At 70.0% G+C, this 16287-nt stretch carries 13 protein-coding genes and 1 riboswitch; of the genes, 9 read left to right on the forward strand and 4 right to left on the reverse strand.

Annotated features, from left to right (window positions below; all coding sequences use genetic code 11):
- Positions 1–112: 112 nt before the first annotated feature.
- Entirely contained in the window at positions 113–1555 is a 1443-nt protein-coding gene (locus tag HNR00_RS04900) for an acetamidase/formamidase family protein (protein WP_183565774.1), read from the forward strand.
- Positions 1556–1571: 16 nt separating this feature from the next.
- Here HNR00_RS04900 and guaD read toward each other — a convergent pair whose 3' ends face one another.
- Genes guaD through HNR00_RS04920 form a run of 4 tightly spaced genes read right to left on the reverse strand, consistent with a single transcriptional unit; the run spans position 1572 to position 7898 of the window.
- A complete protein-coding gene (guaD, locus tag HNR00_RS04905; RefSeq protein WP_183565777.1) occupies positions 1572–2930 on the reverse strand; it encodes a guanine deaminase in 1359 nt (452 codons plus the stop codon).
- A 5-nt stretch (positions 2931–2935) separates the two neighbouring features.
- Positions 2936–4300, reverse strand: a complete 1365-nt coding sequence (locus HNR00_RS04910) for an NCS2 family permease (protein WP_183565780.1) — start codon at positions 4298–4300, stop codon at positions 2936–2938.
- A 17-nt stretch (positions 4301–4317) separates the two neighbouring features.
- A complete protein-coding gene (locus HNR00_RS04915; RefSeq protein ID WP_183565784.1) occupies positions 4318–7092 on the reverse strand; it encodes a molybdopterin-dependent oxidoreductase in 2775 nt (924 codons plus the stop codon).
- Positions 7089–7898 carry an FAD binding domain-containing protein gene (locus HNR00_RS04920; protein ID WP_183565787.1) on the reverse strand — a complete coding sequence of 270 codons (810 nt, stop codon included), beginning with the start codon at positions 7896–7898 and terminating at the stop codon, positions 7089–7091. Before HNR00_RS04920 ends, HNR00_RS04915 begins: the two co-directional genes overlap by 4 nt.
- A 792-nt stretch (positions 7899–8690) precedes the next feature.
- Positions 8691–8801: riboswitch (guanidine-I (ykkC/yxkD leader) on the forward strand.
- 239 nt (positions 8802–9040) lie between these two features.
- On the opposite strand from HNR00_RS04920, the gene HNR00_RS04925 reads away from it, so the two are divergent.
- The 8 genes from HNR00_RS04925 (at position 9041) to HNR00_RS04960 (ending at position 16282) form a co-directional block, all read left to right on the forward strand.
- Positions 9041–10048, forward strand: a complete 1008-nt coding sequence (locus tag HNR00_RS04925) for an ABC transporter substrate-binding protein (RefSeq protein WP_183565790.1) — start codon at positions 9041–9043, stop codon at positions 10046–10048.
- Positions 10049–10058: 10 nt separating this feature from the next.
- Complete coding sequence (locus HNR00_RS04930) at positions 10059–11132, forward strand: ABC transporter permease (RefSeq protein ID WP_183565793.1); 1074 nt, start codon at positions 10059–10061, stop codon at positions 11130–11132.
- Positions 11129–12064 (forward strand): ABC transporter ATP-binding protein, encoded by a 936-nt coding sequence (locus HNR00_RS04935; RefSeq protein WP_183565796.1) that lies wholly within the window; start codon positions 11129–11131, stop codon positions 12062–12064. Before HNR00_RS04930 ends, HNR00_RS04935 begins: the two co-directional genes overlap by 4 nt.
- The gene (locus HNR00_RS04940; protein WP_183565799.1) at positions 12061–12849 is read left to right on the forward strand and encodes a creatininase family protein; all 789 of its coding nucleotides are present in this window, start codon (positions 12061–12063) and stop codon (positions 12847–12849) included. Before HNR00_RS04935 ends, HNR00_RS04940 begins: the two co-directional genes overlap by 4 nt.
- 3 nt (positions 12850–12852) lie before the next feature.
- Positions 12853–14226 (forward strand): type III glutamate--ammonia ligase, encoded by a 1374-nt coding sequence (gene glnT / locus HNR00_RS04945; protein ID WP_183565802.1) that lies wholly within the window; start codon positions 12853–12855, stop codon positions 14224–14226.
- A gap of 12 nt (positions 14227–14238) precedes the next feature.
- On the forward strand, positions 14239–14601 hold the full coding sequence (locus HNR00_RS04950; RefSeq protein WP_183565805.1) for a cupin domain-containing protein: 363 nt from the start codon (positions 14239–14241) through the stop codon (positions 14599–14601).
- Between the two features lie 239 nt (positions 14602–14840).
- A complete protein-coding gene (locus tag HNR00_RS04955; RefSeq protein WP_183565808.1) occupies positions 14841–15650 on the forward strand; it encodes an urea amidolyase associated protein UAAP1 in 810 nt (269 codons plus the stop codon).
- 14 nt (positions 15651–15664) lie between these two features.
- Positions 15665–16282 (forward strand): urea amidolyase associated protein UAAP2, encoded by a 618-nt coding sequence (locus tag HNR00_RS04960; protein WP_183565812.1) that lies wholly within the window; start codon positions 15665–15667, stop codon positions 16280–16282.
- Positions 16283–16287 lie beyond the last annotated feature (5 nt).

Below are 16287 nucleotides of genomic sequence, written 5' to 3' on the forward strand. Positions count from 1 at the left end.
CCATGCGTCGCACGGACGCGGCAGGGCGCGCCGCCGCTCACGGCGGCGTGAGGCTTGGCCGTGCCCTTGCATGCCGCCCGCCCGCCTCCTCGGTCGGGAAACGAGACGAACCATGTGTCTGGGTGACGATCCGCATTGCGCCGCCTTCGCCGAGCACCGGCTGCGCTACCGGCGCGACATGGAGCCCGAGCGGCGCGCCTTCCTCAAGAGCGGCTTTTTCGCCACCGGCGGCGCGGCGGCGATGGCGGCGGGCGGGCTGTCGCTGGTGAGCCCGGCCCTGGCCGAGGCCGGTGCCAGGATGGGCGCCGCGAAGGCCGCCCACTACCACCTGCCGGCCACCGCCGAGACCGTGCATTGGGGCTACTTCTCGAAGAGCCTCAAGCCGCAGGTCGAGATTGCGTCCGGCGACTTCGTCACCATCGAGACGCTGACGCACCACGCCAACGACGACGCCGAGCGGATGGTGACGGGCGATCCCGGCGCAGAGAGCGTCTTCCTCTGGACCAAGGAGAGGAAGGGCGTCGCCCGCCGCGGTGCCGGGCCGGACGATGCCAAGTTCGGCCCCGGCGGAGGACTGGGCGTCCATATCTGCACCGGCCCGGTGGCGATCCGCGGAGCCGAGCCCGGCGACGTGCTGGAGGTCCGCATCCTCGACGTGACGCCGCGGCCTTCCGCCAACCCGAAGTTCAAGGGCCTGACCTTCGGCAGCAACGCGGCGGCGTGGTGGGGCTATCACTACAACGACATGCTCGGCGGCAAGAAGCGCGAGGTCGTCACCATCTACGAGGTCGACGCCACGGGAGGGCGCGACTGGGCCAAGGCGGTCTACAGCTTCCCCTGGCCCGGCGTGACCGACCCCGACGGGCTCGACCATCCGACGATCGACTATCCGGGCCTTCCGGTCGATCACACCCGGACGACGCGCACCTACGACGTGCTCAAGGGCATCCGCGTGCCGATCCGCCCGCATTTCGGCACGATGGGGCTGGCGCCGTCGGAAGCCGAGCGGGTCAACTCGATCCCGCCGAGCTACACCGGCGGCAACATCGACAACTGGCGCATCGGCAAGGGGGCGACGCTCTACTACCCCGTGGCGGTGCCCGGCGCCCTGTTCTCGGTCGGCGATCCCCATGCCAGCCAGGGCGATTCCGAGTTGTGCGGCACCGCCATCGAGTGCTCGCTCACCGGCACCTTCCAGTTCATCCTGCACAAGAAGACGGACCTCGCCGGCACCTCGCTGGAGGCGCTCGACTTCCCAATGATCGAGACCAAGGACGATTGGGTGCTCTCGGGCTTCAGCTACCCGAACTACCTCAAGGACCTCGGGCCGGACGCGCAGAGCGCGATCTTCCAGAAGTCGTCGATCGACCTCGCCATGCGCGACGCCTTCCGCAAGATGCGCCAGTTCCTGATGCACGCGAAGGGCCTGACCGAGGACGAGGCGGTCTCGCTGATGTCGATCGCCGTCGATTTCGGCATCACCCAGGTCGTCGACGGCAACTGGGGCGTCCACGCCATCGTCAAGAAGGCGATTTTTTCGGAGCGCACCGCGTGAGGCTGCGGCGACCGGCTCAGGCGGCCGCCTCTGGATAGCGCAGCGGGTCGCCTGCGCGCCGGTTGTCGTAGACCGGCTCGCCCGCGACCCAGGTGGCCCGCACCGTGCGGTGGTCGCCCAGCGTCTGGAGCACGAACAGCAATTCCTCGATGCTCGTGCAGGTGCCGGTGCGGAAGCCGAGCAGCGGGCTCGCCGCGAGATCGAGCACGCAGAGGTCGGCGTCGTAGCCCGGCGCGATCCGCCCGATGCGGTCGTCGAGGCGCAGGGCCTCGGCCCCGCCGAGCGTCGCGAGCCAGAGCGCCTTGGTGCCGTCGAGCTTTGTCCCGCGGAGCGCCGCGACCTTGTAGGCGTCGCCGAGCGTCTTCAGCAGCGAGAGCGTGGTGCCGGCCCCCACATCGGTGCCGAGCCCGACCCGGACCGGGCGTCTCGGATCGAGGGCGTCGAACAGCTGGAACAGGCCGCTGCCGAGGAAGCCGTTCGAGGTCGGGCAATGGGCGATCGCCGCGCCGGTGGCGTGGCAGGTGCAGAAATCCTCCTCCGACACGTGGATCGCGTGGCCGAGCACCGAGCGCGGGCCGACGAGGCCGGCCTGGGCGTAGACGTCGAGGTAGCTGTTCCGCTCGGGGAAGAGTTCGCGCACCCAGGCGATTTCGTCCGTGTTCTCGCACAGATGCGTCTGCAGGAAGAGGTTCTCGTGCTCCTTCAGGAGCGTGCCGGCGGCCTCCAATTGGGCTTGCGTGCAGCTCGGCGCGAAGCGCGGGGTGACGGCGTAATGCTGGCGCCCGTGCCCGTGCCAGCGCGCGATCAGGGCCTTGCTCTCGTCGTAGCCGCGCTGCGCCGTGTCGAGGAGCGCCGCCGGGGCGTTGCGGTCCATCAGAACCTTGCCGGCGATCATGCGGGTGTTGAACCGCTCGGACTCGGCGAAGAACGCCTCGACCGAGCCGGGATGGACCGTGCAATAGACCATCGCGGTGGTCGTGCCCGCCCCCAGGATCTCGCGGAAGAACAGTTTCGCGACCCGCTCGGCATGGGCCCGGTCGGCGAACTGCAGCTCGGCGGGAAACGTGTACTTCTCCAGCCACGCCAGAAGCTGCTCGCCGTAGGAGGCGATCATCTGGAGCTGCGGATAGTGGACGTGGGTGTCGATCAGCCCCGGCAGGATCAGGGCGTTCTCGTAGGCGACGATCTCGGTGCCGGCCGGGATGCGGTGGGCGGATTCCGAAAAATCGCCGACGGCCGCGATGCGCCCGTCCTCGATCAGGATCAGCGCGTCGGCGATGTGCTGCAGGCAGCCCTCGGCCAGGAACGGGTTGCCGGTGAGGCTCGCGGCCTGCCCGCGCAGGGCCCGGACGGATTCGGGAGGTCGGCTGCTCATGGCCGTCAATGCGCGCCGCCGCTCTCGACGAACTTGAACAGGAACACCGCGGCGATGACCCAGACGACCGGCTTCACGTCGCGGGCGCGGCCGGTCAGGAGCTTGAGGACCGCGTAGGTGATGAAGCCGAAGGAGACGCCGTTGGCGATCGAGTAGGTGAACGGCATCAGGAGTGCCGTCACGCAGGCCGGGATCACCTCGGTGAGGTCGTCCCAGTCGAGATCGACCAGTTCGTGCAGCATCAGGCAGGCGACGTAGAACAGGGCCGGCGCGGTGGCGTAGGCCGGCACCGAGCCGGCGAGCGGCGAAAAGAACAGGCACGCCAGGAACAGCACGGCCACGGTCGCCGCGGTGAGCCCGGTGCGCCCGCCCTCCTCGACGCCCGACGCGCTCTCCAGATAGGCGGTGGTGCTCGACGTGCCGAGCAGCGCACCGGCGAAGATCGAGGAGGAATCGGCCATCAGCGCCTTGTTGAGCCGGTCCATCTTGCCCTCGGTCAGCAGGCCTGCCCGGCTGGCGACGCCCATCAGCGTGCCGGTGGCGTCGAACAGCTCGACGAGAAAGAACACCAGCACGACGTTGAGGATGCCGCCGGTGAGCGCGCCCTTGATGTCGAGGGAAAACAGCGTCGGCTCGATCGAGGGCGGCAGCGACACGATCCCCTGGAAGGTGTTGTCGGCGAACAGGAAGCTTAAGGTCGTGATGGTCAGGATCGAGGCGAGGAGCGCGCCCTTGACCTTGCGGACCGAGAGCGTGGCGACCATCAGGAAGCCGATGACGGCGAGCACCGTGGACGGCTTGTGCAGGTCGCCGATGGTGATGAAGGTCGCCGGGCTCGCCGCGACGACGCCCGCGTTCCTGAGCGCGATGATCGCCAGGAACAGCCCGATGCCGACCGTGATGGCGATGCGCATCGAGCGGGGGATGCCGTCGACGATGACCGAGCGCAGGCCCGTCAGGGTGACGAGCAGGAACAGGCAGCCGGAGATGAACACCGCGCCGAGCGCCGCCTGCCACGTGTAGCCCATGCCCAGCACGACGACGTAGGTGAAGTAGGCGTTGAGCCCCATGCCCGGCGCCAGCGCGATCGGGTAGTTGGCGTAGAGCGCCATCACCATCGAGCCGAGCGCCGCGACGAGGCAGGTCGCGACGAAGACCGAGCCCTTCGGCATCCCGGCATCCGCCAGGATGTTGGGGTTGATGAAGACGATGTAGGCCATCGTCAGGAAGGTGGTCAGCCCCGCCAGCACCTCGGTGCGGACGGTCGTGCCGTGCTCGGAGAGCTTGAACAGGCGCTCCAGCAGGTGCGGCGCCGCAGGGCTCGGGGTCGGAGAGCCCGGCGCCGCGATCTCGTCCCGCTTCATGTCCATGCCACCCTCCGTCCGATTCAGTCCCCTGCGCCCGCCCCCGCCGCCATGACGGCGCGAAAGATCCGATCCGGTGCGAACGGCGTCGCGGTCAGGCGCGCGCCGGTGGCGTCGCGGATGGCGTTGCCGAGCGCGGCGGCGACGGGGTTGTAGGGCGACTCGCTCATCGACTTGGCGCCGAGCGGCCCGACCGCGTCGTGGGTGTCGGCGAAGATCACCTCGGTGACCGGCACGTCGGCGCAGGCCGGAATGTGGTAGTTGCGGAAGGTCTGGGTCAGGACGCCGCCGCCGTCGTCCAGGCGGACCTCCTCGTAGAGCGCGGCGCCGAGCGCCTGGGCGACGCCGCCCTCGACCTGACCGCGGCACTGCACCGGATTCATCACGGCGCCGGCATCCGCCGCCTGGACGCTCTTGAGGATGCGCACCTCGCCGGTCCGCGGATGCACGGCCACGCGGAACGCCTGGACGTTGAAGGCGACCGAGCGCGGCGTGCCGTCGGCGCGGCCCTCGGCCTCGATCGGCCCGCCTTCCGCCAAGGCGGCGAGCGGAACGCGGCCCGCGGGCGTCTCGACGCCGTCGCGGGTCAGGTGGCAGGCGGCGGGATCGGCCCCGACCTTCGCCGCGGCCGCCTCCCGGAGCCTGACCGCGAGCGCCGTGCTCGCGAAGAGATTGGCCTGTCCGGCCACGACGATCCCGGTGCTGCCGTAGGCGCCGGTGTCGTGGGGCACGGCGTCGGTGTCGGCCTGGATCAGGCGGATGCGGTCCGGCGTGGTGGCGAGCGCCTGGGCGGCGATCTGCCCGTGCACTGTGCTGGTGCCGTTGCCGAACTCCGCCGTACCGACGGCGAGCGCGTAATGCCCGTCCGGCTCCAGCCGGATGCGGGCGTCGGCGAAGTGGCCGCGCGGGGGGATCGTGTCGATCATCGCCATCGCCATGCCCTCGCCGACGCGCCAGTCGGGGCCGGGGGGCGGCGCGCCCGGATCGGCGGAGAGCGCGTCCTGCGCCCGGTCGAGGCACTGGTCGAGCCCGTAGGAGCCGTAATGCACGTCGTGCGGTTCGAGGCTCGTCGAGACCACGGGATCGCCCGGCCGCACCGCGTTGATGCGGCGCATCGCGAACGGATCGATCCGCAAGGCGCGGGCCAATTCGTCGACTGCCGACTCGACGGCGAAGATCGTCTGGCTCAGCCCGTAGCCGCGGAAGGCGCCGGCCGGCAGGGTGTGGGTGTAGGCCGCATAGCCCTCCACCCGCTTGTTGGGGCAGGCATAGGCGGCGATGCTCTCGTTGCAGCCGTGATGCAGCACGCCGCCGGCATGGTTGCCGTAGGCGCCGGTGTTCGAGAGAACGTTCAGCGACATCGCCGTGAGCCGGCCGTCGGCGCGGGCGCCGATCTTCACCCGCACCCGCATCGGATGGCGCGTGGTGGCGGCGGAGAAATTCTCGGAACGGGTCGTCTCGTACTTCACCGGGCGGCCGATCTTCAGGACGGCGAGGGCCACCAGATCCTCGACCAGCATCTCCTGCTTGCCGCCGAAGCCGCCGCCGACCCGGCCGCAGACGACGCGGACCCGATCCCGCGGCAGCGCGAACAGCGCACAGAGCGCGTCGCGGGTCAGGAACGGCACCTGGGTCGAGGCGCGGATGACGAGGCGCCCGGCCTCGTCGCGCCAGCCCAGCGCCCCGTGGGTCTCGAGATGGGCGTGCTGGACCCGCTGCGAGACGTAGTCCGCCTCGTAGACGTGGTCGGCCGCGGCGAAGCCCGCCTCGACGTCGCCGACCTCGCCATGCGCCTCCGCCGCGAGGTTCGGATGCGCGCGGAGCGGCGGCGCGTCGGCGCCGGGGGAAGGCGGGCCGTGGTCGGCCGGATCGTGGACGAGGGGCGCGCCGGGCCGCAGCGCCTCCTCCGGGTCGAACACCGCCGGGCGCGGGCGGTATTCGACGACGAGCGCCCGCACGCCGGCTTGCGCGGCGGCCTCGCTCTCGGCCACCACGGCGGCGACGCGCTGACCGACGAAGCGGATCACGGAATCGAGCACCCGCGTGTCGGCGGCGTCGTCCCGCGGGTCCTCGTGGCGCCCGGTGGAGAACCGGGTCTTCGGCGCGTCCTCGTGGGTGAACACGGCGACGACGCCCGGCACCGCCAGCGCCGCCGCGCGGTCGATCGACTGGATCTCGGCATGGGCATGGGGCGAGCGCAGCACCTTCAGGTGCAGCAGGCCGGCCAAGGCGAGATCGAGGGTGTAGGCGGCGCGGCCCGAGACGACGCCGAGGCTCGCGGGCGCGGGCAGGCTGCACCCGACCGGCCCCATCCCTTCCCCGCGCGCATCCCCCTGCGTCTCGACATGGCCGATCCCGGCCACCGCGTCGCGGATCGCCCGGTAGCCGGTGCAGCGGCAGAGATTGCCCTTGAGCGCGGTCGCGAGGTCCTGCCGCTGGCCCTGGTCGAGGGCGGCGGCCGTCATGACCATGCCCGGCGTGCAGAAGCCGCACTGGAAGCCCTGGGCCGCGACGAAGGCCGCCTGCATCGGATGCAGCGTCTCCGGCGGCGGCGCGCCCGGTGCGCAGGGGCCGGCGAGCCCCTCGATGGTGGTGACGCTGCGCCCGTCCGCCCGGTGGGCCGGCAGCAGGCAGGAATGAATCGGCTCGCCGTCGAGATGGACCGTGCAGGCACCGCAATCGCCCGCGTCGCATCCCTTCTTGACCCCGAACCAGCCGAGATCGCGCAAGAGCGTGCGCAGGCACTGCCCCGGCCGGAATGGTGCGTCCTGCGTCTGTCCGTTGACCGTCAGCCTCACCGTGACAGCTCCTGCCTGATCTCCTCGGCGAGGAGCCCGGTGACGTGGGCCCGCCAGTCCGGCGCGCCGTGCACGTCGTCGTACCAGCCGTCATGGGGAATCGCGGCGAGCGCCGCCCGCAGGCCGGCCGCCTCCGGCAGGCCGGGGAAGCGCCATCGATAGGGCCGCGGCGTCGAGGCCGTCACGGTCAGGGCGAAGCCGTCCGCATCGCGCGTGCCGATCACGAGGGCGCCGGAGCGGCCGTTGGGCGAGAGCGAGAGGCGCCGGAACGCCGTGCGGCGCCGCAGCGCCGCCGCCGGCATGTCGATGCGGCGTAGCAGCTCGCCGGGCCGCAGGGCGGTCGTTTGCGGCCCGCGCACGAAATCGAGGACGGGCAGGCGCCGTTCGGCGCCGTCCGGGCCCCGGATCACGCACGTGCCGTCGAGGGCGACCGTGAGCGCGATCATCGGCCCGGCGGGCAACGCCATGCAGAGATTGCCCCCGACGGTCGCCCGGTTCCAGATCTTGAACGAGCCGAGCAGCGCCCGGCAGCATTGCCCGACGAGCGGCGCGGCGATCCACGCGGCCGGCCATTCGTGCCGGTCGAGTTCGGCGATGGTGCAGGTCGCCGACAAGCGCAGGCCCGTCTCGTCCCGCTCGATCGCCGGCCAGCCGAGGCCCGCGATGTCGATCAGCCGGGTTAGCCCCGGCTGCGGCTCGGAGAACAGCCAGGTCCCGCCCGCAAGCCACGCATCGCCCGCGCGCCATTCGGGCCATTCGTCCGGCCCGCGCGGCGTCAGGACGGCGGTGATGGTGTCGAGGTCCATGGGCAGGCCCGAGGGAGTGCAATCCGACGACGCGGCTGTTCGATTCGTGGCAGGACTGCGCGGGAAATCAAAGATCTGGAGCCGCCGGCTTCGATGCGGTCGGGCCGGATACGACGTCCACGGATGCGTTCCGCCTCCCCGCTGGCAGGTGCTCGATGCCTCGGCCCGCGAGAATCCGGCCGACGGGGCGGCAGACCATGGTGACCTGCCCTATCGACCCGACCCTTCCGCGCACGGTCTGCATGCAGTCGCGGGAACGGGGCAAGTCCCGGGCCAGATGCGGCGGTGGTCGCCCCTGGCACCGGGGGCACTTCGAACGAAAGGCCCCCTTCGGCTACGCACCTCAGGATGACGGTGAGGCTTGGAGCGCGCCCCCTTCAACAAGGCTCGATCTCTGAAGGTCAAGTCAAACATAATCTGAGATAGCATCTCGACATATCAATGCTCGATCATCAATTTTTATTCAGGACCGCTCCGGGCTTGCCGAATTGAATAATATTATGCTCCAAATTTCATTGGCCACAATCAAAAATAATAGTACTATCAGGAGAAACATTGTCGTTCAACTGCAGGCCGTTACGATCAGGGCGAATGCAATTGCGCTGCAAACCCTCCGATCGTGCCGCGATTCCCGTTCATGCCCACCGGAACCGGGCATCGTCGCGGCGCGGAAGCTCTCTGCTGCCCGAGATCGCATAAGGGTAAAAATTTGCGCAGCTGATGTCAAAAATGATGCAGTCGCGAAACAGAAGCGAATTGACCTGATCTTTATCGAAAGATTATCAATGACGCCGAGTTGATCGCTAGGGTTCCTGCATCGAGTGCGATGCGAACGGTCCGAGAGCGGTCGCCGCGGCGGGAGACATCCGCCCGGATGCACGGCGGGATAAAAGCCCGGGAGACCTCACTGGCCAAGGGATTGGCAGGCGGTGGTCTTGTGCAATCCCTTCATTCAGGAAGGGAATCTATGCTGTCCTCGATCTTGCCTTCTTCCAAGAGCCGCGTGCGCCGGCGCCCGGCCTCGGGCTGCGCCGTCTAGGCCGCCCTCGATCCCTTCGCATTCAGGCCTGTCGCGTCCCGGTCTCTCGACCGGGCTCCGAGCGCGCGCCTGCCCGCCCCCCCGTTCCTTGTGGAGACGAGAGATGCGCATCCCGACCCTGATCACCGGCTGTCTCGCAGGCGCCCGGCGCGGCCTGTCCGCCCTGGCGCTCGCCGCAGGCCTGCTCGCAGGCCCGGCATTGGCCGCCGAGCCGCTGCGCATCGGCTACAGCGACTGGCCCGGCTGGGTGGCGTGGCAGGTCGCCATCGACAAGGGCTGGCTCAAGGAGGCCGGGGTCGAGGCCAAGTTCGAGTGGTTCGACTACTCCGCCTCCATGGACGCCTTCTCGGCGGGCAAGCTCGACGCGGTGACCTGCACCAACGGCGACGCCTTGGTGATGGGCGGCAACGGCGCCAAGAACGTCATGATCCTGCTCACCGACTACTCGAACGGCAACGACATGATCGTCGGCAAGCCGGGGGTGAAGTCGCTCTCCGACCTCAAGGGCAAGAAGGTCGGCCTCGAAGTCGGTCTCGTCGAGCATCTCCTTCTCATCGACGGCCTGCAGAAGGCCGGCATCAAGGAGACCGACGTCACGCTGGTCAACGCCAAGACCAACGAGACGCCGCAGGTGCTCGCCTCGGGCGATGTCGCGGCCATCGGCGCGTGGCAGCCGATCGCCGGTCAGGCGATGCGCGGCGCGGCAGGCGCCCGGCCGCTCTACACCTCCGCCGACCGGCCCGGCCTGATCTACGACGTGGTGACGGTGACGCCCGCGAGCCTCGCGGGCCGGCGCGCCGACTGGATCAAGCTCGTCGGCCTGTGGGACCGGGTGGTGGACTACATCGAGGACCCCAAGACCCAACCCGAGGCGGTGGCGATCATGGCCGCCAAGGTCGGGATCGAGCCCGCGACCTTCACCCGCTTCCTCAAGGGCACCAAGCTGATGCGGCTCGCCGACGGCCGCGCGGTGATGAAGGACGCCGACGGCTTCGGCTCGCTCTACGGATCGAGCCGGCATGCCGACGCCTTCAACGTCAAGTTCGAGGTCTACAAGACCCCGCAGGACGTGAAGAGCTACATCGACCCCGCCCTCACCGACGGCAAGTGAGGACGTGAGGATGCGCGCCCGCCCCCTTCCCCCGCTCGCCGACGCCGACGCCGCCGCGCCCGCGTCGCTCGCCCCGCTCCCGCCGGTGGCGGGGGCGGCGGCCCCGGTGGGCCGGGCGCGCCGCCCTCGACGCCGCTCTTGGGTCGGCGTGCCGCGCCCGCTCCCGCCGCGGCGGCGGCTGGCGCTCACCTTGCTGTCCTTCCTGCTGCCGCTCGGGCTGTGGGCGGCGGTCTCCTACATCCCCTTCCTCTGGCATCCGCTCGTCGAGGTGACCAATCCCGGCGAGGTCGCCTGGATGGAGCCCGGCATGCGGGTGCCGAAGGCGGCCTTTGCCGACGAGGTCGCGGCCTCCGCGAACGCCGGCACCGAGGCGCCCGCGGGCCGGCCCGCCAACCCGGTCTACCTGCCCGCCCCGCACGAGGTCGCGGTGGCGCTCTGGACCACGCTCACCGCCGCCCCGCCCCAGCGCGACGCGATCTGGCTGCCGGCCAGCCTGTGGCACTCGATCCAGATCATCTTCTGGGGGTTCACGATATCGTCGATCGTCGGCGTGCCGCTCGGCGTGCTGTGCGGCGCGCAACCGACCATCGCCCGGCTGACCGAGCCGGTGATCGAGTTCGTGCGCTACCTGCCCGCCCCCGCCTTCGGCGCGCTGATGGTGGCGATCCTCGGGATCTACGACGGGCCGAAGATCGCCATCATCGTCATCGGCACCTTCTTCCAGCAGGTGCTGGTCATCGCCAACACCACCCGCCGGGTCGATCCGCTCCTGATCGAGGCCGCGCTCACCATGGGCTCGCGCAACCTCCGGCTCATCCGCCGCGTCGTCGTCCCCGCGGTGCTGCCGCAGCTCTACCGCGACCAGCGCATCCTGCTCGGCTGGGCCTGGACCTACCTGATCGTCGCCGAGCTGATCGGCACCTCGTCGGGCATCACCTTCTTCATCACGCAGCAGGCCCGCTACCAGCATTTCGACAACGTCTACGCCGCGATCCTGGTGATCGGCTTCATCGGCATCGCCACCGACATCGCGCTCGCGCTCATCGGCCGCCGGCTCTTTCCCTACGCGAGGGCGGAAGCATGAGCGCCGCCCCGATCCCCCTGACCCCGGAGCCGTGCGACTACCGCACCCAGTGCGAGTCTGTCCGCGCCCGCTTCGACAAGCTGAAGGCCCGCGACGTCGCGATGCGGGTCGATGGTCTCGGCAAGGTGTTTCGCAACGCGGACGGCGGCGAGACCGTGGCGCTCCGCGACATCGATCTCGTCACCCATCGCCGCGAATTCCTCTGCGTCGTCGGACCGTCCGGCTGCGGCAAGTCCACCTTCGTGCGCATCCTCGCGGGTTTGGAGACCAAGACCTCCGGCACCGTCAGCGTCGGCGGCGTGCCGGTCTCGGGGCCCGGCGCCGACCGGGGCATGGTGTTCCAGGGCTACACCCTGTTCCCGTGGCTCACGGTGAAGCGCAACGTCGCCTTCGGGCTGGAGGAGAACGGCGAGTCCCGGCATGTCGCCGAGCGCGAGGCGCTGCAATGGCTGGCGCTGATCGGCCTGGAGCGCTTCGCCGACGCCTACCCGCACCAGCTTTCGGGGGGCATGAAGCAGCGCGTGGCGATTGCCCGCGCGCTCGCCATGCGGCCCCGCATCCTCCTGATGGACGAGCCGTTCTCGGCGCTGGACGCCCAGTCGCGCGCCCGGATGCAGGCCTACCTGATCGAGATCTGGCGCAAGATCGACATCACCATCGTCTTCATCACCCACGACCTCGACGAGGCGGTGACGCTGGCCGACCGCATCCTCGTCCTGAAGGCCCATCCCGGCGAGGTCGAGGAGCTGATCGAGGTGCCGGTGCCGCGCCCCCGCCATCCGGGCCAGATGCTCACGCCCGAGTTCCGCGCCACCCGCGCCCGGCTCGACGCGCTGATCCACCCGGCGGAGGCCGAGGCCGACGGCCCGGCCGACCTGGGGAGCCTCGACATGGTCACCCGCATGGCGAGCGTGGGGGACGAGGTCGAATGAACACCGCCGTTCTCTGGTCCGAGCGTACGTGGGAGGAAATCCCCGGCGATCTCGCGGGAGCCGCGCAGGCCGCTTTGCTCCCCATCGGCGCCACCGAGCAGCACGGGCCGCATCTCGGCTGCGGCATGGATTTCGTGCTGGCCGATGAAGTCTGCCGGGCGGTCTCGGCCCGCACGGGCGTTCCGATGCTGCCGACGCTGCCCTACGGCTGCTCGCTCGGCCATTCCCGGCGCTGGCCCGGCACCCTCGCCCTCGATCCGCTCCTGATGACCGATCTGGTCCGCCAGATCGGCGCGCAGGCCTATCATTCGGGTGTGCGCCGCCTGTTCCTCGTCAACGCGCACGTCACCAACGCCGCGCCCCTGCGCTGCGCCGTCGAACTCCTGCGCGCCGCCCATGACGACCTGATGGTGGCGCTCGTCAACACCGCGACCGTCAGCGAGCGGGTGCGCGCCGCCCATTTCGCCGACGCCGAGGATTGGCACGCCAACCGGGCCGAGACCGCTTTGATGCAGGCCGTGGCCCCCGCCCTGGTGCGCGAGGACCGCATCGCGGAGTCCGACGACCCGGACCGCACCGGGGGCTTGGTGTTCGCCCACCCGGTCAACCGCACCAGCCGCAACGGCGTCACCGGCTCGCCCTCGCAGGCGAATGCCGCCGAGGGTGCCGAGCTGTTCGCCTGGATGGTCGAGGACCTGTCGGCGCTCGTCCGCCGCGGGCTGACCGAGACCCCGCCCCTTCCCCATTCCTACGACGGCCCGGCCGTCCCCCGCCAAGGAGCCTGAACCATGGGCCACGCGACCGACATCGATCCGGCCATCCGCGCCGTGCAGGACGACCTGCGCAGCAAAGGCGTGAAATACGTCATCGGCGCCTATGTCGACATCCACGGCGCGCAGAAGGCCAAGGTGGTGCCGCTCGACCACCTGCCGCAGATGGCGGCGGGCTCCGAGCGCTACACCGGCTATGCCCTCGACGGTTTGGGGCAGGCCCCGAACGAGGACGAGTTGGCCTCCGTCCCCGATCTCTCCCGCGTCATCCCGCTGCCCTGGGAGCCCAAGCTCGCCTGGGCGCCGGCCGACCTGACCTTCCAGGGCAAGCCCTACCCGCTCTCGACCCGCGTCGCGCTGAAGAACGTGCTGAAGCAGGCCGAGGCCATGGGCTTCGGCTTCAACCTCGGCATCGAGTGCGAGATTTTTCTCTTGCGCCAGGCCGCCGACGGCTCGCTGCACACGCCGGTGCCGGACGATAAGCTGGTGAAGCCCTGCTACGACGTGCGCGGCTTCGTCGACAACTTCTCCTGGCTCGACAAGGTCGCGACCACGATCAACGACCTCGGCTGGGACCTCTATTCCTTCGACCACGAGGACGCCAACGGCCAGTTCGAGTTCGACTTCCAATACGCCGACGCGCTGACGATGTGCGACCGGCTGACCTTCTTCCGCATGATGACCAAGCATTACGCGAAGGAGGAAGGGCTGATCGCCACGATGATGCCCAAACCTTTCGCCGACCGCACCGGCAACGGCGCCCACTTCAACATGTCGCTCGCCGACATCGAGACCGGCCGCAACCTGTTCGCCTGTGCGCCGGGCGACGATCCCCGCGGCCTGGGGCTCACCGAGACCGGCTACCACTTCATCGGCGGCGTGCTGCGCCACGGCCGCGCGCTCTGCGCCGCCTTCGCGCCCACCGTGAACAGCTACAAGCGCCTCGTGCGCCAGGGGGCGATGGCGGGCTTCTCCTGGGCGCCGGTGTTCAACTCCTACGGCTCGAACAACCGCACCAACTCGGTGCGGGTGCCGGCCGGCGGCGGGCGCTGCGAGAGCCGCAACGCCGACGGGGCGGTCAACCCCTACCTTGCCGCCGCCCTGGTGCTCGCGGCGGGACTGGAGGGCGTGCGCGAGCGGATCGATCCGGGCGAGCCCAACGAGGACAACCTCTACGAACTGAGCGACGGCGAGCGGCGCGCGCGCGGCATCGGCTTCCTGCCCCAGACCCTTCAGGAAGCCGTCGAAGCCTTCGCCGCCGACCCCCTGGTCGAGAAGACCCTGGGGGCGGGCCTGCGGGACGAGTTCATCCGCTACAAGCGCGACGAGTGGAACGCCTATCATCTCACGGTGAGCCCGTGGGAGATCGAGCGCTACAGCCACCTGTTCTAGGCGGAGACCCCGATGAAGAAGGTCATCGCCTTCGCGACCTCCGCCGCCGAACCCTCGACCTACCGGCCGGCACCGGAGCGCATCCTTGCGGGCGATCCGGTCCAGACCGCCACGCTCCACTTCACCAGCGAGGACGGGCGCTTCTCCGCCGGCTCCTGGGCGGCCGAGCGGGGCACGTGGCGGGTCGTCTTCACCGAGAGCGAGTTCTGCCACCTCCTCGAAGGCGTGATCGTCGTCACCGACGAGGCCGGCGCACAGACCACCTTCCGCGCCGGCGACGCCTTCGTCTCGCCCGCCGGCTTCACCGGCACCTGGGAGATCGTCGAGCCGGCCCGCAAGCTCTTCGCCTTCTACGAGGCGCCCACGACCCCGTAACCCCATCCCACCCACTCCCCTCATCCTGAGGTGCTGCGAAGCAGCCTCGAAGGAGGGCTCCAGCCCGCCGCGCGACTTCTGGAGCCCTCCTTCGAGGCCTCCGCTTCGCTCCGGCACCTCAGGATGAGGGGGATGGGTGGGATGAGGGATCGCCGAAACCCGAAAAACGCCCGCTGGGACGGCCCGGCCGCGACAGGGCTCCAGTGCCGGGACGACCCGGATTCATCGGAGACACGAGCATGTCGGACGAGAGCGTCATCGCGGAAAACCGCCGCCGCTACGAAGAGCTGAAGCGGGCGGGCCAAGGCCACGCCCCCCGCGCCCTGCCGGGCCCGAGCCCGCGGGGCGGCGTGCCGCTGGACGAGGCGGCGATCCTCCACCGCGAGACGGTGCCCGGCGGCTGGTACTGGACCACTGCGCTCAAGGCCGGCGAGGCCCTGCGGATCGCCCTCGACCACGGCCCGTCGAGCGTCGCCCTCGTGGCGTGGTCGGCCAAGGACCCGAGCGAGCGGCTGAATTACGCCGACACCGTGAAGGTGCAGTGGACCGCCGCACTCCGCAAAGGCCGGGTGCTGTTCTCCGACATGGGCCGAGTGATGCTCTCGCTCGTCGAGGATTCCTGCGCTGCGCACGACGCGCTGATGGGCGGCTCCAACACCGCCTCGAACGCGGCCCGCTATCCGGGCGGCCCCCACCGCAACACCCGCGACAACTTCGTGCTCGCCGCCCTGAAAAGTGGGTTTGAGCGGCGCGACATTCCGGCCTGCATCACCTTCTTCGCCCCCGTGAGTGTCGGGCCGGAGGGGCGGCTGGCCTGGAACGAGGCCGGCCGCGCGGCGGGCGATTTCGTGGACCTGCGCGCCGAGATGGACCTGACGGTGGCGCTCTCGAACTGCCCGCATCCTCTCGATCCGGCGCCCGCCTACGCCCCGAACCCGGTCGCGATCACCCGCTTCCGTGCACCGCAGCCCGCCGCGGACGACCTCTGCCGCACTGCCACCATCGAGGCCGTGCGCGGCTTCGAGAACAACGCCTTCGCCGGCCTCTAAAGGGAGCGAGCCCGATGACCGACTCCGTGACCGCGCTCTTCGATCAGGTCGTGCCCGCGCAGGCCCCGTTCTCCACGCTGGTGAAGGCCGGCCAGATCATCCGCATCGAGGACAGCCAAGGCTGCCAGGCGATCGACACCCTGTTCTACCGCGCCGACGACCTCACCGAGCGCTACTCCTCGCAGGACACCGTGCGCGCGCAGGGCGCGGCCTACGTCACCACCGGCACGCGGGTGATGTCGAACGAGGGCCGGGTGATGCTCACCGTCACCGCCGATTCCTGCGGGCGCCACGACACCTCCGCCGGGGCCTGCTCCTGCGAGAGCAACACGGTCCGCTTCGGCCACGCCACGAAGTATCTCCACGCCTGCCGCGAGAATTTTTGCATCGAGGTGGCGAAATACGGCCTGTCGAAGCGCGACATCGTGCCGAACATCAACTTCTTCATGAACGTGCCGATCGAGCAGGACGGCGGGCTCGCCATCGTCGACGGCGTCTCGTCGCCCGGTGACTACGTCGAGCTCAAGGCCGAGATGGACGTGATCTGCGTGATCTCGAACTGCCCGCAGATCAACAACCCCTGCAACGGCTTCAACCCCACGCTGATCCGCGTGACGGTGCGCGAGGGCTGATCCGC

This window comes from Methylorubrum rhodinum, assembly GCF_014199935.1.
Lineage (GTDB): Bacteria > Pseudomonadota > Alphaproteobacteria > Rhizobiales > Beijerinckiaceae > Methylobacterium > Methylobacterium rhodinum.

Bases quoted from the DNA above. Each gene is read 5' to 3' on its own strand.
- HNR00_RS04900 (WP_183565774.1), top strand. From the start codon at position 113: ATGTGTCTGGGTGACGATCCGCATTGCGCCGCCTTCGCCGAGCACCGG.
- guaD (WP_183565777.1), bottom strand. From the start codon at position 2,930: ATGAGCAGCCGACCTCCCGAATCCGTCCGGGCCCTGCGCGGGCAGGCC.
- HNR00_RS04910 (WP_183565780.1), bottom strand. From the start codon at position 4,300: ATGGACATGAAGCGGGACGAGATCGCGGCGCCGGGCTCTCCGACCCCG.
- HNR00_RS04920 (WP_183565787.1), bottom strand. From the start codon at position 7,898: ATGGACCTCGACACCATCACCGCCGTCCTGACGCCGCGCGGGCCGGAC.
- HNR00_RS04925 (WP_183565790.1), top strand. From the start codon at position 9,041: ATGCGCATCCCGACCCTGATCACCGGCTGTCTCGCAGGCGCCCGGCGC.
- HNR00_RS04930 (WP_183565793.1), top strand. From the start codon at position 10,059: ATGCGCGCCCGCCCCCTTCCCCCGCTCGCCGACGCCGACGCCGCCGCG.
- HNR00_RS04935 (WP_183565796.1), top strand. From the start codon at position 11,129: ATGAGCGCCGCCCCGATCCCCCTGACCCCGGAGCCGTGCGACTACCGC.
- HNR00_RS04940 (WP_183565799.1), top strand. From the start codon at position 12,061: ATGAACACCGCCGTTCTCTGGTCCGAGCGTACGTGGGAGGAAATCCCC.
- glnT (WP_183565802.1), top strand. From the start codon at position 12,853: ATGGGCCACGCGACCGACATCGATCCGGCCATCCGCGCCGTGCAGGAC.
- HNR00_RS04950 (WP_183565805.1), top strand. From the start codon at position 14,239: ATGAAGAAGGTCATCGCCTTCGCGACCTCCGCCGCCGAACCCTCGACC.
- HNR00_RS04955 (WP_183565808.1), top strand. From the start codon at position 14,841: ATGTCGGACGAGAGCGTCATCGCGGAAAACCGCCGCCGCTACGAAGAG.
- HNR00_RS04960 (WP_183565812.1), top strand. From the start codon at position 15,665: ATGACCGACTCCGTGACCGCGCTCTTCGATCAGGTCGTGCCCGCGCAG.